The organism is Ignavibacteria bacterium, assembly GCA_041649015.1.
Taxonomy (GTDB): Bacteria; Bacteroidota; Ignavibacteria; order Tepidaquicellales; family Tepidaquicellaceae; genus CAIKZJ01.
Genome location: JBAZNU010000001.1, coordinates 446,557 through 466,822, shown reverse-complemented (window position 1 = coordinate 466,822; position 20,266 = coordinate 446,557). Strand labels below are relative to the sequence as shown.

General features: G+C 39.0%; 16 protein-coding genes. 5 read left to right on the top strand and 11 right to left on the bottom strand.

All coding sequences use genetic code 11. The annotated features are described in order from the left end of the window. Positions 1-21: 21 nt before the first annotated feature. Together WC644_02025 and WC644_02020 are read right to left on the bottom strand one after the other, a co-directional pair. A complete protein-coding gene (locus WC644_02025) occupies positions 22-660 on the bottom strand; it encodes a hypothetical protein (protein ID MFA5010707.1) in 639 nt (212 codons plus the stop codon). A gap of 488 nt (positions 661-1,148) precedes the next feature. Continuing rightward, positions 1,149-1,835, bottom strand: a complete 687-nt coding sequence (locus tag WC644_02020; protein MFA5010706.1) for a hypothetical protein — start codon at positions 1,833-1,835, stop codon at positions 1,149-1,151. Positions 1,836-2,320: 485 nt separating this feature from the next. Between WC644_02020 and WC644_02015 the strand changes: the two genes are divergently transcribed. Next, the gene (locus tag WC644_02015) at positions 2,321-3,439 is read left to right on the top strand and encodes a hypothetical protein (GenBank protein ID MFA5010705.1); all 1,119 of its coding nucleotides are present in this window, start codon (positions 2,321-2,323) and stop codon (positions 3,437-3,439) included. 439 nt (positions 3,440-3,878) lie between these two features. Here WC644_02015 and WC644_02010 read toward each other — a convergent pair whose 3' ends face one another. The 5 genes from WC644_02010 to WC644_01990 all read right to left on the bottom strand — a co-directional run bounded on the left by WC644_02010 (position 3,879) and on the right by WC644_01990 (position 10,532). After that, the gene (locus WC644_02010; protein ID MFA5010704.1) at positions 3,879-6,104 is read right to left on the bottom strand and encodes a LamG-like jellyroll fold domain-containing protein; all 2,226 of its coding nucleotides are present in this window, start codon (positions 6,102-6,104) and stop codon (positions 3,879-3,881) included. Positions 6,105-6,521: 417 nt separating this feature from the next. Beyond that, entirely contained in the window at positions 6,522-7,802 is a 1,281-nt protein-coding gene (serS, locus tag WC644_02005; protein ID MFA5010703.1) for a serine--tRNA ligase, read from the bottom strand. Positions 7,803-7,817: 15 nt separating this feature from the next. Continuing rightward, complete coding sequence (gene rfbD, locus WC644_02000; GenBank protein ID MFA5010702.1) at positions 7,818-8,720, bottom strand: dTDP-4-dehydrorhamnose reductase; 903 nt, start codon at positions 8,718-8,720, stop codon at positions 7,818-7,820. Beyond that, positions 8,721-9,656, bottom strand: a complete 936-nt coding sequence (locus WC644_01995; GenBank protein ID MFA5010701.1) for a carbohydrate kinase family protein — start codon at positions 9,654-9,656, stop codon at positions 8,721-8,723. A gap of 12 nt (positions 9,657-9,668) precedes the next feature. Then, a complete protein-coding gene (locus WC644_01990) occupies positions 9,669-10,532 on the bottom strand; it encodes a hypothetical protein (protein ID MFA5010700.1) in 864 nt (287 codons plus the stop codon). A 58-nt stretch (positions 10,533-10,590) separates the two neighbouring features. Between WC644_01990 and WC644_01985 the strand changes: the two genes are divergently transcribed. The 4 genes from WC644_01985 to WC644_01970 all read left to right on the top strand — a co-directional run bounded on the left by WC644_01985 (position 10,591) and on the right by WC644_01970 (position 16,253). After that, a complete protein-coding gene (locus tag WC644_01985) occupies positions 10,591-11,547 on the top strand; it encodes a DUF4835 family protein (GenBank protein MFA5010699.1) in 957 nt (318 codons plus the stop codon). A 3-nt stretch (positions 11,548-11,550) separates the two neighbouring features. Further along, a complete protein-coding gene (locus tag WC644_01980) occupies positions 11,551-12,387 on the top strand; it encodes a prolyl oligopeptidase family serine peptidase (protein ID MFA5010698.1) in 837 nt (278 codons plus the stop codon). A 67-nt stretch (positions 12,388-12,454) separates the two neighbouring features. Continuing rightward, positions 12,455-15,280, top strand: coding sequence for a T9SS type A sorting domain-containing protein (locus WC644_01975; GenBank protein ID MFA5010697.1), 2,826 nt, complete (start codon positions 12,455-12,457; stop codon positions 15,278-15,280). A 4-nt stretch (positions 15,281-15,284) separates the two neighbouring features. Continuing rightward, a complete protein-coding gene (locus tag WC644_01970) occupies positions 15,285-16,253 on the top strand; it encodes a DUF3089 domain-containing protein (protein MFA5010696.1) in 969 nt (322 codons plus the stop codon). A gap of 10 nt (positions 16,254-16,263) precedes the next feature. Here the strand turns inward: WC644_01970 and WC644_01965 are convergent, their stop codons facing one another. The 4 genes from WC644_01965 to rfbA all read right to left on the bottom strand — a co-directional run bounded on the left by WC644_01965 (position 16,264) and on the right by rfbA (position 20,067). Next, positions 16,264-17,529: an aminotransferase class I/II-fold pyridoxal phosphate-dependent enzyme gene (locus tag WC644_01965; protein ID MFA5010695.1), complete on the bottom strand. Its 1,266-nt coding sequence runs from the start codon at positions 17,527-17,529 to the stop codon at positions 16,264-16,266. A 245-nt stretch (positions 17,530-17,774) separates the two neighbouring features. Then, entirely contained in the window at positions 17,775-18,614 is an 840-nt protein-coding gene (locus WC644_01960) for a mechanosensitive ion channel domain-containing protein (GenBank protein MFA5010694.1), read from the bottom strand. 38 nt (positions 18,615-18,652) lie between these two features. Continuing rightward, positions 18,653-19,207 (bottom strand): dTDP-4-dehydrorhamnose 3,5-epimerase, encoded by a 555-nt coding sequence (rfbC, locus tag WC644_01955; protein ID MFA5010693.1) that lies wholly within the window; start codon positions 19,205-19,207, stop codon positions 18,653-18,655. After that, positions 19,207-20,067 carry a glucose-1-phosphate thymidylyltransferase RfbA gene (gene rfbA, locus WC644_01950; GenBank protein ID MFA5010692.1) on the bottom strand — a complete coding sequence of 287 codons (861 nt, stop codon included), beginning with the start codon at positions 20,065-20,067 and terminating at the stop codon, positions 19,207-19,209. Before rfbA ends, rfbC begins: the two co-directional genes overlap by 1 nt. Positions 20,068-20,266: the final 199 nt, after the last annotated feature.

The following is a 20,266-nucleotide window of genomic DNA, read 5'->3' as shown; positions in this document are numbered from 1 at the left end:
GGAGCTTTGTAAGATGCGGGATTAAAAGTTTGAAGGGAGGATTTTGTGCATGTCGGAGTCGTCGAGACGCATTACGTTTAAGGATTCGGTGGGAGAGAAACCAAATGCGATTTCGAAGTAACTGATTGTACCATTTGCTTTTACTTCGCATTCGGGCAGCAAGTGCATGAAGAATGCGTGAATGGACTGATGCTTGTACGAGCTGACATCGCTTAAATGATGCAAAGGAATCGGCACGCGGAGTTTGTACTTTTTTCCTTTTACGAATTGCTTCGGTTCGGAACATGTATTGAATATCAGGAACTTCGGTTTGCATCTTTCGTCAGGACTTACGAGTGTGTGAATGATAACGAGCCGGAAGAATTCTTCTGAATCGGACTGGGGAAAGTCGCCGTCGAATACGAATTTATCTACATCGAGTTTGTAGTGTTTCTCTGCAAGTTCAAACTTGCTAATTACGGGAAAGAAGTCTTCCGATGGCGTCAGTATTGGTCTTGCGTCGTAAATGTCACCCGGGAAATTCCCTCTGTTGGACTCGAGAATTGCCTGACGCGGGTTTTCGAAGTTAAACATTTCGCTGAAGCATTCCCATGCATCGCACAAAGGAGCGATGGTTAGGATTGAGTCGGCGAAAGCTGATTTTAATTGTGAGTTTTTCATGGTTTAATTGTTTTAAGTTTAAAAATTTTTAAGTAATTAAAAGAAAGCACACTTTTTGGTGTAAAGCTCTTGTTCTTAGCAATAGATTAAATTTCATTATGTTCTTCTTAATGGTCTTTGAGATAAAAATTTCTTGCTCTTAGCAATAGAATAAATCTCTTCTTGTTCTTCTTTGCGTTCTTTATTCTCTTTGCGTTCTCTGCGCCCTTTGCGGTAAAATTCTCTTTTCTCTTATTTCTATCTTTGTTTTTCTAAGTGTTCTTCGTGTTAAAATATCTTTTCTCTTTTTATCATTTTTGTTCTTCTCTGTGTCCTTAGTGTGCGTTCTTTGCATCCGCCGAGGCGGACCTTAGTGGTGAAAAGTTTTTGCTCTTTGCTATATTATATTTCCCTTTTTAGTGTTTTGGTGGTGAAAATCTTTTAGTGTTTTTTGAAAAAAGAGGAGGGCGTCCCCTCCCCCTTGTCATCATTCATTCAGACTTTGACTGCTAAGCCGTGAAGCCGGATGAATAATGGTATGCCTTACCGTTCTCGTCAAGGGTGACGAGCGCCAGATAAGTCAGGTGCGTGTCGTACATTGAGTACAGATCGCTGTCCTGGTCCGAAAGAGTAATCGAGAACGAAAGCGGGTTCGCGAGGTTCAGGACTACGTTTGCAGACTTCAGCGGAATGAACATCAAAGACGGCAGCGTGTCAAGCGTTCCGTCGGAGCATTTGATAACAGCGCCGAGCTGTATGTACTTTTCGACGTTTGTATCAATCTCCGCATTCGTACCGATTGGGTCGATTGAAACGCTTATCTCTGTTTCGTCAATGGTAACGTCGGTTGTGGTTACATCGAAACCAAAGAGAATTGGTACGATTCCGGCAGATGCTGAAACGTCAGTCGGTGTAACGAAAGGGTAGCTCGCTTTTAAGATACCGTTGAAGGGTGACATGTTATTTGGCGTAACATTATCCCAGAGGTTCTTGAAAGACGGGAGCGAGTTCACAGCACTTGCAAACTTACCGGTTATACCGAATCGGCTTCTTCGATTGACCGATGCAGTGTCAGTGCCGGGCATGAATGAGACGGGTCTCGTACCGATTATGGTCTTGCCGTCTTTGTATCGGAACAGTATATCACCTACCGCTCCGCTCGGTTTCCCGAGAACAGATTTTTTTAGAAATCCCATAGTTTAATTTGATTAAGTTTTTTGAAATAAGTTAATTGGTGGAATCAGGAGGACGTGAATGACCCCCCGTCCTGTTTGTATTCCGCCGGACGATACGGATGTGCACAATTTTTTTATAACATTTCGGTTATCTTGTACTCTGATTGGTCTCAAAAGTCAGTTGAGTCGTATGCCTAAAAGTAACCTGTTTTATTTTTTAATCGAAAAGTATAACCACCTTTCATTATTAATCACAACAAAAACCAAAACTTGGACACCGTAAATTTTTATGGTATTTTTTGTAAAAAATTTAAATGTTCTGAAATACAGGGGTTTATTAGTCATGAAAACTTTTTTTTAGGGAAAAAATTATCATAAAATGAGAATTTTCGTGTCCAAATTTTCGATAATTTTGTGATTATAAGTAGGAAGGCATATCTCAGTATTTGCAAATTCCCTTAAATCGTAATTACTAAATTTTAAAGACAGGAGTTAACACCATGAAAATGAATTATGAAAATACGGTTCCGTACATTCCGGCTGAAGAAAAAAAGGAAAGGACAGGCAGCTATTCTGAAAAAGAATATAAAATACCCGCAAGAGAGATCGAAAAACGGATTAAGCATCTGAATAAAAATAATTCGTTCCCGGAATTTACGGAAATTAAAATTACTGACGGAATTTCTGAAGTGTTTGAACCGGATACAGAGTCAGCTAATACAGAGTCAGCTAATTCAGAGTCAGATAATCCCGCGACAGATAAAACAAAGACCAAAGAAACGCGGAAAGACGAAATAAGCCAAAAGAATGAAACAAAGTGTTTTATCAACGACGACACCGAAACGCAGAAGAAGAAGATAAAAGCAATTGAAGAATTTTATTCGGACAGAAATCAGCTTGAGTGCGTGGATGCTATCTTAAGGGATGTATTCTGTGAAGTGTTTTCGGGTGTTGAAATTGACGAGACCGCTGAAGACGAAGTACAAAATGCGGCAGAAGCATTTTTGACGAAAAGGGCGTGGGACGTTGAGAAACATCCCGATTACAGAAGGCAGCTTCTTTACACCATAAAATTCAATCTTATACCGAATATGCTTAACAAATATTTCGGGCTGAAAATCAAAGACCTCAGCGACGATGAGCTGCAGGCGAGGAACTTCGCGGGTGAAGGGCTCAGAGGAAAACCGACAGAGAAGAACTATTTCAGACATGAGTTTCTGGGTGACTTTGATATTAACGAAGAAAACGGCGTTGTTGTTTACAACACGGAATCAAACGACGGAATCGTTAAGATACACGGCTCTGCGTACATGACGGCGAAAGAAAAACTCGAAGATGAAAGACTGCATACAGCATTCTTGAAAAAAATGAGAAACGTTGACAATGCTGTATCAAGGTGTAAAGATGAAAAACTAAAACTGATGTATAAGATGCTGAAGAAAGGGATAAAACACACAAATGTCAACGTCGTGCTGGCTAAGAGTCTGAACATGACTATTAACGAAGTAATAGCACTGAAGAAAAAACTTGCAAGGTTTCTACGGCAAAAAGTAAAAGCAGACGTCCGCACATACAAGAAGGCTGAGTACAATGAAAAACTGGCAATGATGGATTATAAGAATTAATCAATTGAACACATTTGCGCAAAATATTTTAACTGCCGAAAAAATTTATTGAACATCTTTTAAACTTAAAACCTATTGGTGTTATTGGCGATCTTGATTCTAATATTAAGTTTAAAACATTATACACGCTTTATTCTGATTTGAAATAACTCTGCTCAACCTTGGGGAAGAAGACGGAATTAAATACTGTTCCTTCGTTTTAGATGGAGGAGAAATTATTCCCGCTGATTTATATACTGTCGAAAACCGGAAAACTGTTTTCAAAAAATCGGATAAGCAGGCTATAGAAAAGTACCGCAATAAGCAGGTTATCGTCAGATACAATTTTGATAACGCACTGAAACTTTACTAAATGCATTTATAAAAAAGGCAGGTTTGACACTGCCCTTTTATTAAATATCAAATATTTTCTTATTCTCTTTTGCCGTTCAAAGAATATTTATTTCATTAAAATCATTTTCTTTGTTTCTGTAAAATCTCCTGCCTGAATTTTATAGAAATAGACTCCGCTTGAAAACATGCTGCCGTCAAACACAGTTTCGTAATTGCCGGGCTGGTACTTCTCATTCACAAGCACTTTCACTTCACGTCCCGATACGTCATACACGGAAATTTTTACAGATGATACTTTCGGTATGTCAAAATATATTTTAGTTGCCGGGTTGAACGGGTTCGGGTAGTTTTGTGATATTGAATATTTTTGCGGGGTACCGATTTCAACGTTTGAGTTCAGGTTGAAGTATTCATAGTTGCCGTTATAGTCAACCTGCTTTAAGCGGTATGAGTATGTTCCTGTCGTCAGGTTCTTGTCTTCGTATGAATAATTGACAGGGGTTGATGTAGTGCCGTGTCCTTTGACGAATGCTACTTCATTCCAGCTGCCTTCGGCATCAAGGCGCTGAACTCCGAATCCTGAATTATTTGTTTCGGAAGCAGTACCCCAGTTGAGCATAACGTTTCTTTGTTTTACGTTTGCTGTAAATGATGTGAGTTCAGCAGGAAGAGGATAATCAGTTGATGACCAGGTGGCATTGTAAACCGTGCCGTCCGCACCGGAAGCACGAGTAAAGTTGGTTTGTTCATCCGTTAAATTTGTACCTACACCATCGTTCATTTTATAGTAGGCAATCAAACCCGGTTCATTACCGGCTAAACTTGAATTGTATGTTGAAGAAATATCCACTGCTGTTCTGGCAATATTCCAAACGCTAACTTCATCTATCAAACCGTTAAACCAATAGCCTGCCATAACATTACCTATAGTAAATGAGACATCTGTCGGTGTAATAATGGTATAGGGACTCCCTATATTATTAGTATTATCTAAACCTCCATTTATATATATTTTAATATATTGCCCATCAAATGTTCCGGCGACGTGATACCATTGATCTATGATTAAAGTTGATGTAGATACTACACTATGCATGCTGTTCCAACTTCGCCCGATTCCAAATGAGACCTTTCCCGGTTGATTCCCGTGAACACTATTTGCATTGGCAAATAAACCATAGCCCCATCTATTACCTTGATGATTCACCTTCCCGGCAACAAACATTGATGACGATGTCGAAGCAAATTTAATCCATGCTTCCACAGTTACTGCATTAGTAAGATTAAAGCGATCAATATTTTGACAATCGACATACGCATTAGTACCATTAAATGAGAGAGAGTAATCAGTTTCGAATGCCGAAGATGAAGTGGTGAATTTCCGGACAGACGACCAATCGGAAGTTCCCTCTGAATTGGTTGCGTTCACACGCCAGAAATACTGAGTGCTTGTATTTAAGGGACCAATCCTCTTGCTTGTAGGTGTAATAGTCGCTTCATCAAATATTATATTTGTGAAATCAACATCGGTTGCAACCTGAAGTTGATAACTTATAGTATTCGAACCATCCCAGTCCACTGTAATTCTGGTAGCTTGGTTTGTTGAATTATTTAATGGTGACAAAAGTGTCGGGGCTGGGGGAAGAGAAATCGTTCCGTAAATCCTGATATTTGGATGATAATTTATTATATATGGACCAGTTAATGAACAACCTGCTGCTCCAGATACATCCGTACTTGCTTCGGTTATCCTAGCAGTTTTAGATGTTCCGTAAACATAGTGACTAGAACCGTAACTATTATCCGGATTATCGAGGTAGATTTGAATGACAAGATTCGATGTTCCATCCCAGTTGAATGGCGTCTGCAGTGTGATAGTTTGCCATCCATTTCCCAGGTAAGCGAAATTCGCATTAGAATAAACATTAGTGAGTCCCGATGTAACAAAGCCGCCCGAAAGATTTGTGTTACTTGTCTGTGACATACTAATATTAAAATTATTCATATTGGATCCGCCTGATTCAAAATTAAATGCAATCTTAGTGATTGGTCCGGCACTTAATGGGACCATCTCTGATGCCAGATAGAAAAATTGTGTTCTATGATCCGCATAGTCAGCAAAAAACGGCTCAATACTTATAGAGGTTCCAGTACCAATCTCTACATAGCTATCCAATGTAATTTTGCCGGAAGATGAATTTTCCGGAGAGTTAAAAACAGTGTACAAACTGTTACTACTACTAAGATTAGCCGCGTACGGCTGGGCAAAAAGTGTATTACTTAAGCACCATAATATTGTGCAGATCGAAATGAGTAAATAAATTTTCTTCATAATTCCTCCCGATAAATTTGTTTTATAATATTAAAAAAATATAGTATTCTGTTTTCGGTTTTTTGGATGTGCGGCTGCAATCTTATGCGATTAATATTTAAAGAGATGTTTACAAAGGTGTATAAAAGAATTTGATTTCCTGATGAAAGGTTAAGGTTTCCTTCCGCAGGAATACAGCGGAAAAAATTACATATTGTTGCCACTCTATTCTCTGAAAAATTTTTTCTATAAATAATTAAGCGGCAAGTCAAAGAAAAGAGAGGTATCATGATTATTCTTCCTAATCTATCTACATAAAGCCTCTGTTTAGATGGCTTGTCATGATAAATTAATATTTGCAATAAAAAAAATCAAGCGAAAATTATATGCATATAAAAACAAATATTTAATCTGCCTAAATACATCCAATGATTACAATTATTTTATCACATCAAACCCCGTGTACATCCTAAGTGTTTCGGGTACGGTGATAAAACCTTCTTCTGTCTGGTTTGCTTCGAGCATCGCAACCATCAGACGCGAAGTTGCAAGACCTGAGCCGTTTAGTATGTGCACAAGCTCTGTCTTTGGTTTACTGCCTTCTTTTGGCAATGTTTTGTAACGTATCTTTGCGCGGCGCGACTGGAAGTCGGTGCAGTTGCTGACAGATGATGCTTCAAGCCATTTGTTCTCTGCGTAAGACCATACCTCTATGTCGTAACACTTGGACGCCGAGAAACCAATATCACCCGTGCATAGCTCGATAATGCGGTAATGAACCTTTAAGGCGTCGAGTATGGCGCATGCATCTCCGAGCATTTTTTCCATTTCAGTATAAGAGCTTTCGGGTGTGCAGAAATTTATCAACTCTACTTTGTTGAACTGATGAACCCGCAGGAACCCTTTTGTATCCTTGCCGTAACTTCCTGCTTCACGACGGAAGCATGTAGTATATCCGCAGTACTTCAGCGGCAGTTCTTCTTCTTTAAGAATTTCATCCCGGTGTATGTTTATAATCGGTACTTCAGCAGTAGGGATTGCAAACAAATCATCTTCATTTATGTGGTACATATCTTCTTCAAATTTCGGCACTTTCTCCGCAGCCGCCATTGACGCACGGTTAACAAGCACGGGCGTCATAACCTCCCTGTATCCTTTTGATATGTGAGTATCAAGCATAAAATTAATAAGCGCACGTTCGAGCGTCGCCCCTTTGCCTTTATACAATGGGAATCCGCTGCCCGTGATTTTTGCACCGCGTTCGAAATCGAGTATATCGAGTTTTTTAGTAAGCTCTATGTGGTCTTTCACTTTAAAAGAGAAACTTCTCTTCTCTCCTGAGACACGAACTTCCACGTTCTCGTCAGCACTCTTGCCTAAAGGAATCCCCTCGGCCGGAAGTGCGGGAATATAATAAAGCAGTTCTTCTACTTCTTCTTCAATAGCTCGCAGCTCTGCATCAAGGTTCTTGATTTCATCTGAAACCTTCTTCATCTCTGCAATCTTTTCCGATGCATCCGCTTTCGACTTTTTCATGACGCCGATTTCATCGGATACTTTATTGCGAAGTTCTTTGAGTGCATCAGACTTTTTTGTAACTTCGAGGCGCTTTGAATCTGCGGATTGTACTTTATCTATTACAGAAGGGTCTTCATTCCTGAGAGAAAGCTTTTCTTTTACAAGTTCAGGTGTTTCTCTTATTAATTTTATATCAAGCATATATAATGGTTATGTTTAATTTCTTAAGTTGTGTTTGAAAAGTTCGAGCGATTCAACTGTGTTCATCGGTTTGAATAGAAGTTCTGTCTCCGCCTTTAATGTTATAAGTCCTGAGTTCAGCGGACGCGGAGCAGGCTGGTTCAGTGATGCCGTCTTGATTTTAGTTATGAGTGATTTATCAAAACCGAAGATATTACAAAGTTTAATCGTAAAATCATATCGCGATTCAATGTCTTTCCCCGCGATATTCCAAACGCCCGTTTTTTCCTGTTCGATGATTTTAAGCAGTCCGTATGCAAGATTATCCACGATTGTTGAGTTACCTATCTGGTCATCAACTATATTAATCTTTTCCTTTGCTGCAAGTTTATTCACGAGCCACACTGCAAAGTTAGGTTTGACATTTTTACCAACACCGAAAAGTACCATCGTTCTTGCAATGGCGTGTTTTATTCCGCTTGCAACGATAGCGTTTTCGGCAGCATGCTTTGATTTACCGTAGAATGAAATCGGGTTCGGTGAAGAATCTTCTAAATATGGACCCGCTTTTCCGTCGAAGATATAATCTGTAGAAATATGTACAAGCTTAATGCCATGAGGTCTCGCGGCGATTATTAGATTTTTAACAGCATCAACGTTTAATTTCCAGCATGCCTCTCTTTCCGTCTCGCATTTATCAACGTCCGTAAAAGCCGCACAGTTTAGAATTACATCGGGCTTGAAATCAGCGACAACGGCTTTAACGTCTTCTTTTGCGCAAATATCGAGCGAGCGGTAAGTGTCATCTCTGCCTGTGTAAGATTTCTCTTCTATGGATGTAAGGCAGAGTTCTAAATCCGACTCTCTTTTAAAAACAGCTGATACAGCCTGTCCCAGCAAACCGTTTGCACCCGTTACAAGTATCTTGCCCTTTTTCATTTATTTGAGCTTATGAAGTTCATGTATTCCTGAGAGGGCTGTTTTATAAGAAGCAACACGGGTTGCAAAGTGCAGAGCTTTTTTGAAATCCTTTAAACGCGAATAATCCGCAGCGAATGATGCTCCGAAGACATCCCCGCAGCCTGTGGTATCGACAAATTTAGGGTTTTCAACAGCAGGTACGTCATGCTTGTCGAGGTCAAAATACTTTTCACCTCCGAACGATTTTTCCTTTTTAGTAAATCCGCTGACGCCGAGCTTTCCTCTTGTGACAACTACTCCTTTCATTTCCTTTTTCAGGTTAATAAGTATTTCTTCTGCAATTTCGTAGTCGTTTCGTTTTTCGCGCGAAATTATGCTGACTTCAAACTCATTCATCTGAACGGTATCAGAGTTAGTGCACCATTCACGCCAGTCGGGGAGGTTGGTATGCTCTCTGAAACCCAATTCATTTGTGCGCATAACGAGGTTATGTACATCAATATGCATGAATCCTTTAAACTCCGAGCGGATTTTTTTGAGCGTATCAAGAGAAATATCGACTCCAGAAACCATGTTGATAAGCATTGCATCCGCACTATCGAGAAAAGGCTGAATTCTTTCGAAACCGAGGGTATAAGTATCTGCATCAGAATGTTCAATTTTTGCTTTCTTGCCAGAGCCGTAGTTGGAAAGAAAGAGATGAACCTTCTTTGTGGGGTGTGATACCTTATTTATTCCGTCAAGCTGAATCTTTGGGTAGTTTTTTAGTATGGATGTAATGTTTTCATACTCATCTTCTCCGAGGTTCATGAGCGGACGTATTACATCTCCTGCCGAGCTAAGTACTGCAAGAGATATTATCGAATAAAGAACACCGCCGTAGCTGTGCTCGATACTGCCATCATCCTTATGGATAAGGTCAACACACGGTTCGCCGATTACTAAATAAATCATTTAAAGTTTTAATTATTCTAAAGCTTTCTTTAATCTTTCTCGTGATTCTTTTCTCCCTTTCGCACCACCGAAATTAAAAGAAACTGTTCCGAGGTGAGTGAAGCCCAGGTCTTCTGACTTTGTGAATCCATAGTCGAAAGAAAACATGTTATAATTAATTCCGACTCCCGCGGAAAAAAGAGTAGGTTCGCTTCCGACTCCAAACCGCAGGTCGATAAACTCAATTATATTATACTCTATTCCTCCCCGAATAGAAAGCGGGTACCGAACGTCTTTTTCTGCTTCTGCGGCTATTCTGAAGAAATCTTCCGGCTGGTACATCAATCCTGTTCTGTACACCTGAGCTATCTTTTCTTTAGATTCACCAATTTTTGTACCGGTTATATTCTTTCCAAAAAACCCGAACTGAAGAAATTTTGCAATATATACCAATGCACCGATATCTAAACCGAATGCGGTTGCGTTGTTATAGTTTTGAATGTGAAGGTTGTACAGGTTCAGATTTGCCCCGTAGTATATTCTGTCTTTATAGCTGTTGCCGTATGATACTATGAAATTATTTTCCCTGTACAAATCAAAGCCGTAAGTTTTAAATGCAGCCCCTATTGTACCGAATTTAGTCGGTTCGGCATAAGTGACAGCAGCGGTTGAAAGGTCTGTTAATCCATAAGGAGCAGGACTGTAATATACAGCAAACTCTCTGTATTTCATCTGTCCGAGTCCCGATGGATTATAAAAAACAGCGAGAGAATTATTGGATATTGAAGTAAACACTCCTGCCATTGCAGACGGTCTGGCACCTACATCAGTGTTTTCAAATTGCGCCTGTAAATAAGAAGCACATAGGAATAATATTGGTAAAATAAAGCGTTTCATTGGTATTGATTATTAAAATAAGAATTCAAAATTTAATTAGAAATTAATAAAGGATTTAATGTTTAAAAAACTATTTGTATATCTTTTGTTTTGTGTGTTATGGACGGGATTTGGGGGATTTTTAAAGGCTCAGGATTTTGATATAACAGTTACGCTAAATGTTGACGCTTTGCCCCCCGATGCAAAGGACAAGGTCAAGGACATGAAGCAGCAATTAGAAGATTACCTTAATAAGAACAAATTTTACGATAATGCCATCTTTAACGAACAGAATAAGCCGGGTGCAGAATTGTATAAGATTAAAGGTGCAATACAGATTACCTTTAAGGGTACGAACGGGATAGACCAGTATGACGCACAGGTTCTTTTTGTAAGTCAGAGGATAATTGATACTCAGGACAAGAGACAAAATCCGAGATACACGACATTATTCAAGTACATAGACGAGAGATTCAAGTTTAATTATAATCGTTCGATTCAGTTTATTAAGAATGAGTTTCGTTTTGACCCATTCATAAGTTTCTTTGATTATTATGCATACATGATGCTTGGTTATGACCAGGACTCATTCTTTCCGAAAGACCATCCGATGAACAGGAGCATATACTTCCAGAAAGCGATGGATATTTGCAATAAGCCTATGGTTGACAGAACGGGATGGACAGAAACCGGTGGCGGTTCGAAACCATCGAGGCTCGTTATGGTACAAGAACTCATGAATCCAAGGTTTGATGATTTCAGGAACGGATTCTATGAATATCACTGGCTTGGGATTGACTCTTTAGGACTTTCAAGGAATGCATACGCTTATATCTATAATGCAGTGGAAAAAATATCCAAGATTAAGAAGAAGGAAGTGAGAGCTTACAGTGTTGATTATTTTCTTGAGACAAAAGCACAGGAAATTTCTGATTCATTCCTGAATTATGGAGACAAAGGTATATACGACAAGCTTGCACAACTCGACCCCGCTCATCAGCGTATTTATGAAGAGGGTAAGAAAAAAGCCAAGTAGCATATGTACAGGAACATAAAGATTAAGAATAAGGACGGGAATACCATCAACATGGATTTCCGTTATTCAAAAATGCCGGATAAAAAGATGCCGCTACTTATCTTCTGCCATGGCTTCAAAGGGTTTAAAGACTGGGGATGTTTTCCATATATGTTTGACAAGTTTGCTTCCCGCGGTGTTTTTACGGTGTCATTCAATTTTTCTCTTAACGGTACCGATAATGAAAAAGACAATCCTGTTGATTTCGAGCGTCTCGACAATTTTGCGATTAACACGTTTTCGAAAGAGCTTGATGACCTCGAGTGTGTTATTGATTACCTTGAAAAACATAAAGATAATTATGATTATGACTTTGACAATTTAATGCTTGCGGGTCATTCACGGGGCGGTGGAATAGCAATACTTAAAGCTGCCGAGGATATAAGAATCAAGAAACTGGTTGTACTCGCTTCGGTGTCGGATTTCTACAGATATGGGGAGGAAACGAAACGCATCTGGAGAGAGAGGGGCTTTATTGAGGTTTTGAACACACGCACCAAGCAAAAAATGAGAATGAATATTACACTGCTTGAAGACCTTGAAGAGAATGCAGAGCGGCTTAACATTAAAAGAGCGTTGGGGAGGGTTGATATTCCGACGCTTATTATTCATGGTTCTGAGGATTTGGCTGTTGACCCAAGCGAGGCACACGATATTTATAACGGACTAAAAAGCAAGGATACATCCGTGCTTAAAATTCTTGAAAATACAGGGCATACTTTTGGGGCGGTTCATCCTTTTGCCGGGACGACGGAACATCTTGAGAGGGTTATTGAAGATGTGATTTCATTTTCAATGTAAATCAGTTTTATTTTATAATTGTAAAATCTTTGTGCTCATAGCTTAATTAAATTAAGATTACATTTAATTGAATATTTTTAAATACTGTACCGCTTTATTCGTAGTCTTTTCAGTCACCTATGCTGTTCTTGGACAGGAAAGGATGATTGTTAAGCCGGAAGGTTTTGTGCCGAATGGAATAGTCTATAATGTTCAATACAATATTATTAATACCAGCGGTTACGCAGTTGCAGGAAATAAAGTCGTTACACAGTATCCGAACATAAGAGTTTTTCCAAGTTCTTATAATCAATCTGAACCCTCAATTTCTTCATCACCGGCCAATCCGAACAATATTTTCATCGGTGCGAATACTGATTACGGAATGGGATATTATTCTACGTCTAACTCGGGAAGTAACTGGACGGGGGGTGATATTATTCCGGGGTCAGTTTATTATTCCACTAATCCTTATGTTTCACACAATAATACAGGGGGCTTATTTTTAAATTATCTTGATGATTATATTGTAGTTGACCGTTCTTTTAATAACGGAATAAACTGGGGAGGAAGGATTGTTGTACCATCTTCTACCCTTTATGATATGAATACTATCGCGATTGATAAAACACCCTCAAGTCCTTATTTCAATAGAATTTATACTGCCTGGAGCAACTTTAATCTGGCTCAGCCCGGAATATATCTTTCTTATTCAACTGATAACGGACTGACTTTTAGCGCTGCTCAACAGATAGGTTTGCCAATTGCAGGTCATTATGAACAGGGTGCAAAGATTGTTATTGCTCAGAATGGAACCGTCTATTGTATGTGGGCTACACCTGATTTATTGAGCGGTATAGAAGATAAAATAGCCCTGACAAAATCAACTAATGGCGGTGTAACATGGTCTGCACCAACATATCCTGTTACTATTAGCGGAATAAGAGGATATCTAACGCCGAATGGAATTCGAGTAAATTCGTTTCCATCAGTATCGATAAACAATACGGGGATTATATTTGTGACGTGGGCACAGAAGAATCTTTTACCTGCGGGAACTGATGATGATGTATGTTTCTGCTATTCGACGGATGGCGGAGCAAGTTTTTCATCACCGATTAGGGTGAATGATGATGCAATAAATAACGGTAAGAACCAGTTCCTTCCATGGATAACAGTTGACAATTCGAACGGTAATATTGCTGTCGCATTTTATGATAATCGGGATTCTTATACTATTGATTCGTGCGATATATATGTTGCGATTTCAACGAATAGCGGACTGTCTTTCACTAACATTAAAGCAAGTGACATGCCTCACCGGCCGGTTCCTCTTAATGGTTATGCAGACGGTTACTATTCAGATTATATTGGTATTACATCTAATAACAACATTGTATATCCTGTCTGGGCAGACAACAGAAACGGTACTGCACAGATATACATTGCAAAAATGGAACTAAAGCCGTATGTAGTTCACAATCCGCTCAAAGATTCGGAAAGTCTTACAGGTCCTTATCCGGTAACGGTAAATGTGTTCACGTTTGGGGTGGCATTATCTTCTACAAAGGTTTATTACGGTATTGGTTCATTGACGGACAGTGTTGTAATGGTTAACACAGCCGGTAATACTTACACAGCCTCAATTCCGGGAAACGGTTTAGCTTCAACTTATAAATATTATATTAAAGCTATTGACCAGAATAACCTTGTATCGAATTTACCGGTTAACGCTCCGGCAAACATTTTTAGTTTTGTAACAGGAGGCGATAATACAAAGCCTGTGATAAATCATGCACCGATAGGGGTGTCGAGCTGGTCTCGCTGGCCTGATACGGTTAATGCGTTTGTTTCAGATAATTTTGGCATAGATTCTGTCTGGGTAAGATGGTACAGAAATGATATATCAACCGGGATAAAACATTTTAAGCTTAATAATATAACAGGAGATGTTTATAAAGGGATATTTAATTCCACAGGGTCCGATGTTCAGCCGAATGATTCGATATATTACAGAGTGTTTGCAAGGGATAATTCCTCAAACCATAATACAGACTCAACCTCTCTATTTAAGTTTAAAGTTGACGCTGTTTCTTTTGTTTACATCGGCAATGGTTCTTTGACGGCATCTCATCCTTTTAAGACATTTTATATGGATGCAAGGACTGATATGCTTTTTCATGCAAGTGAACTAAATGCGGTGTGGGGCAATTCTCCTGCGCGTATTATGGGTGTGAGCTTTAATGTGCTAAATGCATCACCTCAGGTTATGAACGGTTTAACGATAAAGGTTCAGCAGACGACGCTTACTTCGCTGACAGGATTTTTAAACTCGGAGTGGAATACTGTTTATACGGGAAATTTTACTATGCTTGGTTCGGGCTGGGTGTATTTTCCGTTTAGTCCTTTTGTGTGGAACGGTACCAGTAATTTGGTTATGGAAGTTTGTTTTAATAACAACAGTATTGGTGCGAATACGAATGTTGCTGCGACGAATAAGGCGGGAGTGACATGGCATCAGTCTTTAGACCTTGCGACGGGAAGCGGCTGTACTGATTTAATGGGAGGCGGTTTGCAGGTGAACAGGCCGAATGTGGGTTTTGCGTTGAATGTTCTAACGAGCGGAGATGAGCCGGGGTACGGAGTGCCAGAGAAGTATTCGCTGGGTCAGAATTATCCGAATCCATTTAATGCAAGAACAGTTATCCGTTTTCAGTTGCCCGCTGTTAGTGATGTTACGATAAGGGTTTATGATGTTCTTGGTAAGGAGGTAGCTATGCTTGTGAATGAAGAGAAGTCTGCGGGGAGTTATGCAGTTGATTTTGATGCGACGATGCTTTCAAGCGGGATTTATTTTTATCGGATGAGTGTTGGTGGTTATACGGAAACGCGGAGGATGGTGGTTATAAAATAATCCTATGGCTTTATATAAAAGAATTGATTATTCGAATCCGAGGCATTGGCTTTCTTTGCCTGATTCCAATGACAAAGAAGCGGATGTATTTTATCTTTACCCGACTGCATGGATAAAAAATAATCCCAGCGAACCAGACATATGCGAATTAGATAATCCTTCATTGCTTGAAGGTGCGGCAATAACATACAAAGCACAAGCCTCAGCGTTCGAGACATCATGCAACATATACACACCTTACTACAGACAGGCATCAGTTGAAGTATTTTTAAAACCGATAAATGATATTGCACAAATCCTGTTGAACGTACCAATTCCCGATGCAGTATCTGCATTTAATTACTATATTAAGAATTATAATAACGGACGACCGTTCATACTTGCAGGACATTCGCAAGGTTCTGCCATACTGCTTTATATACTTGTGAATTACATGAAAGAGAATCCTGAAGTTTATAAAAATATGGCAGCTGCTTATATTATCGGATGTCCGGTCACTGAAAAACTGTTTCTAAAGTATCCGCATTTGAAATTTGCTGAGGGGTATGATGATACGGGGGTTATTATTTCATACAACACCGAAGCACCTGATGTAAAAGGAAGGAATATAACATTATTGCCGGGTGCAAAAGCAATAAACCCGCTTTCATGGACGCAGGAAGAGACGATAGCATCTGAAAGAGATAATCTTGGGTCACTATTAATAAACGAAAAGTGGGAAATATTAAAAACGGGAGTGAAGAACTATGCTGATGCAAGAGTTGACAAAAAGAGGGGTGTGGTAGTATGCAGCACGGTAAATGCTGAGCTGTTGGATTTCGGGAATCCTTTGTTTCCGAGAGGAGTATATCACAGTTTTGATTATCCTTTTTACTATAACAATCTGGGAAAAAACGCTGCAGAACGAATCAGAAGTTATTTAATGAAACAAAAACCCGGTTTGTTTAACCGGGTTATTTATAAACTGCAATAAAGATATTTTGTTATTTTAGTTTCTCAATAGATTCTTTTAGAATTTTTACAGCTTCTTTTGCCTCTTCTTTGCTGCACGTACCTACGGAAAGCCGGAACCAGGGAGAATCTTTATCTGCGCCGAATGCATAGAAAGGTACAAGTGCAATCTTGCCTTCTTCGAGAATATATCCGAGAACATCGTCTATACTATTCAGGACTTTACCGTCAGCGGTTTTTTTGCCGATGAGGTTAAGTTTAACAGTAAGGTATAAAGCACCCTGTGGAAAGATAGCGTCAACATCAAAGCCCGAGTCCTTAATTTTCATTATACCTTCGTAAAAGGTATTAAGACGAGTGAAGAGTTCATTCTTGAAATCAGCGAAGAACTCATCAACGGCAGATGTGTTCATCAGGAATCTTCCTGTTGCAACCTGTTCGGGTTTAGGTGACCATGCTCCTATATGTGCGAGAATTGCGCTTATCTTTTTAATAATTGATTTCGGACCGAAAGCCCAGCCCAGTCTGACACCCGTTGCTGCAAAGCATTTTGATATGCCGTCTATGAAGATTATATAATCTCTTATTTCAGGGTTTAATTCTACGGGATTGTAATGTTTGGTATCTCCATAAACAAGAATCCAGTAAATCATGTCATAGAAGACATAGAGAGGTTTACGGTTTTCCTTTGCCCTCTTCTTATTTTCATCTACTATCAGGTCAAGTACTTTTTTAAGTTCTTCTTTTGTAAAAACTGTACCGCTTGGATTCTGCGGTGAATTCAGTGCAATAAGGGCAGCGTCGTTTATGTACGGCTTGATTTCATCTGCGGTAGGTACAAAATTATTTTCAAACTTAGTAAGCACTTTTACGGGGACTGCATCAACAAGCTGGACATAACAGTTATTGTTCCATGAAGGTGCTGGATATATTATCTTTTCACCGGGATTAACGAGAGCTTTCATTAATGTGTAGGTCAACGGTCTTGCACCACTGCCTATTACGATTTCATCTTTCCCGTAGCTAAATCCTCCTCTTACTTTAATATAATTTGATACTGCTTCCCTCAGTCCTGCGACACCGTTAGAGGGCGGGTAGTTTGTTTGTGCCTCGTCGTAAGCTTTCTTTATTTCTTCTTTCAAGACCGACGGTATAGGGAAAACTTTCGGGGAGAAATCACCTATGGTAAGATTAAAGATTTTTTCTCCTTTTTCAATTCTTTCGTTTACTTTATCGGATATTTTTCTAATTCCTGACGGAATGAGTTCCTGCGCTGTTTTCGATAATATTAAGTCCATATTCTATAGGTAAATTTGAAGTAAATACAAAAATAGTAAAATGGAATTTTAAAAGTTAGTCACTTATTAATTACTCACTGATTTACTGCCCATTTAGACATGCAATACCTAAAGGCATTGTTTGTGTGAGGGCGTTGGTTGCAACCGATATGGAATTGCTACGCGATAGAGAGTGAACGGTAGAATAGATTAACAGAGGTAACAATAAGATTACATGTTTATTTTTGATGCATTACTTTTCCGTCTTACGGGGCTGTTACGTTAAAATAAGGTGTAATTAAATCAATGCTGTTTGAATTAAATTTGTTCTGTATGTTCTGATGAAGTTCAGAGTATATAGATGCCTGTAAGTTTGGTTTTTCGGTGTAGGCATTGATTTCGTAGCTCACGTAGAAATCATCAAGACTTTTCTGGAGAACGAAAGGTTCGGGTGTTTCAAGGATTCCTTTTGTAGCTTTTGCTGATTCAATTAAAAGAGTATGAACTGTTTTCCACGGTACGTCATAGCTTATTGTTACCGATGAATGAACGATAAGCCCGAGGCTTTTTGCAGAAGAACTGAAATTCAAAATGCCTTTTGACATGATTAAAGAATTAGGAATAAAGACATCTTCATTCTTTATTGTACGGATTTTTGTTGTAAGTAATCTTTTCTCTGTTATGTCACCTGTTATATCGCCGACTTTAATCCTGTCGCCTGTTTTAAAAGGATTTGAGTATGCAATAGCAAGTCCTGAAAAGATATTCGACATAAATGATGCAGAGCCGACAGAAAGAAACAATCCGATAAGAATTATCAGCCCCTGAAACACAGGTTTGCCTGAGCCGGGAATATATGGGAATATAATCATAAACATATACACAAATACAAAGAACCTTATTACTTTATATACAGGGATAACCCAATCTCTTTTAGTGCCGTTTTTATCTGTTTCGAGTTTTTCTACAATAAATTTTATAAGTTTTACAAAGTATCTAGTGATTACAACAACAATTAGTATTACAATCAGGTTTGGTATTGAGTTTAAGAAGGCGCTTAACAGATGGTTAACAGGGTCTGTAACAGAATGTATGAATTCAGTCATATTGTTAAAAATTTAATAGTGTAAATAATATTACTAAATTAATCAGAGTATAAAAAGTCTTTATCTATATCTTTAAAATTTTTACCCTTAAGGTCTTTTTCTGAAATATTTTCTGGTGCAACTTTCCAATCGATGTTTAAGTCAGGGTCGTTAAATAAGATGGCACGTTCATCGGGTTTGCTGTAGAACGCAGTGCATTTATAATGAAATACTGCGGAATCTGAAAGCACCGAGAATCCATGTGCGAAACCGGGCGGTATCCAGATGAGATTGTGGTTCTCGTCTGATAGTTCGGCTGTAACATATTCACCGAATGTCGGCGAGCCGAACCTTACATCGACAGCCACATCGAGCACGGAGCCCGATATTACCTGACAGAGTTTGCCCTGTGCGTATTCGCCGACCTGATAGTGCAGACCGCGGATAGTTCCTTTCTTCGAGTATGAAATATTATCCTGAACAAAGTTTAAGAACAAGCCCTGTTCGTTGAAAAATCTCTCGCTGAATGATTCGAAAAAGTAACCGCGTTCGTCGGGGAACACTTTTGGTTTTATGATAAGAACATCTTCGAACTTTGTGTTAATAAATTCCATTAATCTTTAGTAATCTTTTCTAAATAGTTTCTGTAATCTGATTTAGGCATTTCGGAAATAACTTTTTCAAGCTGTTCAAAGGAAATAAACCCCATGTGATAAGCTATTTCTTCTACGCATGCGACTTTAAGTCCCTGCCTGTCTTCGATAACGCCGAAGAAGTTCGAAGCCTGTAAGAGGGATACTGGTGTGCCTGTATCGAGCCAAGCGACACCGCGCCCGATTTTTGCAACTTTAAGTTTCTTCTTCTTTAAATACTCTACGTTGACGTCGGTGATTTCAAGTTCGCCTCTTGGCGAGGGTTTCAGGTTCTTTGAAATATGAACCACTTCATTGTTATAAACATAGAGACCGGGAACGGCGTAGTTAGATTTCGGGTTTTTGGGTTTTTCTTCGATAGAGATTGCATTACCATTATTATCAAACTCCACGATACCGTATCTTTCGGGGTCAGTGACTCTGTATCCGAAAATAGTTGCGCCTTCATTGTTCTTGATACCGTTGTAAAGGAAATCGAGTTTACCGTAGAAGATATTATCACCGAGAATGAGGGTAACGCTATCATTACCGATAAAGGATTCACCTATTATGAAAGACTCAGCGATACCATTCGGAGCGGACTGAACTGCGTAGTTTATATTCATTCCGATATGTGTACCGTCGCCAAACAGTTTCTTATAGTGAGGAATAGTTTCATCGTTTGAAATGATTAAAACATCCTTAATACCACCGAGCATAAGAATAGAAAGTGGGTAATAAATCAATGGTTTGTCATATATTAAAGTAAGCTGTTTGCTATAAATTCTTGAGACGGGGTACATCCTTGTTCCGGAGCCGCCTGCTAAAATAATACCTTTCATACATACAATAGATTAAATTAATGTTCAAAATAGCTTTTTTAAGTATATTATTCACGGTAAATCATTTTGTTTACTCATTGGGGGACGGATTATAGAATTATGCGGGGGTGGTAATACAATCTACCTTTTTTGATTCGGATTTTTTTAAGAAGTGACAAAATGTCACTGAATAAACGGAATGCAAACAAGGCTATCAAAA

Excerpts from the sequence above, each read along its gene's own strand:
- WC644_01980 (MFA5010698.1), top strand. The coding sequence starts at position 11,551 with ATGTACAGGAACATAAAGATTAAGAATAAGGACGGGAATACCATCAAC.
- WC644_01990 (MFA5010700.1), bottom strand. The coding sequence starts at position 10,532 with ATGAAACGCTTTATTTTACCAATATTATTCCTATGTGCTTCTTATTTA.
- rfbC (MFA5010693.1), bottom strand. The coding sequence starts at position 19,207 with ATGGAATTTATTAACACAAAGTTCGAAGATGTTCTTATCATAAAACCA.
- WC644_02015 (MFA5010705.1), top strand. The coding sequence starts at position 2,321 with ATGAATTATGAAAATACGGTTCCGTACATTCCGGCTGAAGAAAAAAAG.
- rfbD (MFA5010702.1), bottom strand. The coding sequence starts at position 8,720 with ATGAAAAAGGGCAAGATACTTGTAACGGGTGCAAACGGTTTGCTGGGA.
- WC644_01965 (MFA5010695.1), bottom strand. The coding sequence starts at position 17,529 with ATGGACTTAATATTATCGAAAACAGCGCAGGAACTCATTCCGTCAGGA.
- rfbA (MFA5010692.1), bottom strand. The coding sequence starts at position 20,067 with ATGAAAGGTATTATTTTAGCAGGCGGCTCCGGAACAAGGATGTACCCC.
- WC644_01995 (MFA5010701.1), bottom strand. The coding sequence starts at position 9,656 with ATGATTTATTTAGTAATCGGCGAACCGTGTGTTGACCTTATCCATAAG.
- WC644_01970 (MFA5010696.1), top strand. The coding sequence starts at position 15,285 with ATGGCTTTATATAAAAGAATTGATTATTCGAATCCGAGGCATTGGCTT.
- WC644_01985 (MFA5010699.1), top strand. The coding sequence starts at position 10,591 with ATGTTTAAAAAACTATTTGTATATCTTTTGTTTTGTGTGTTATGGACG.
- WC644_01960 (MFA5010694.1), bottom strand. The coding sequence starts at position 18,614 with ATGACTGAATTCATACATTCTGTTACAGACCCTGTTAACCATCTGTTA.
- WC644_02025 (MFA5010707.1), bottom strand. The coding sequence starts at position 660 with ATGAAAAACTCACAATTAAAATCAGCTTTCGCCGACTCAATCCTAACC.
- WC644_02020 (MFA5010706.1), bottom strand. The coding sequence starts at position 1,835 with ATGGGATTTCTAAAAAAATCTGTTCTCGGGAAACCGAGCGGAGCGGTA.
- serS (MFA5010703.1), bottom strand. The coding sequence starts at position 7,802 with ATGCTTGATATAAAATTAATAAGAGAAACACCTGAACTTGTAAAAGAA.
- WC644_02010 (MFA5010704.1), bottom strand. The coding sequence starts at position 6,104 with ATGAAGAAAATTTATTTACTCATTTCGATCTGCACAATATTATGGTGC.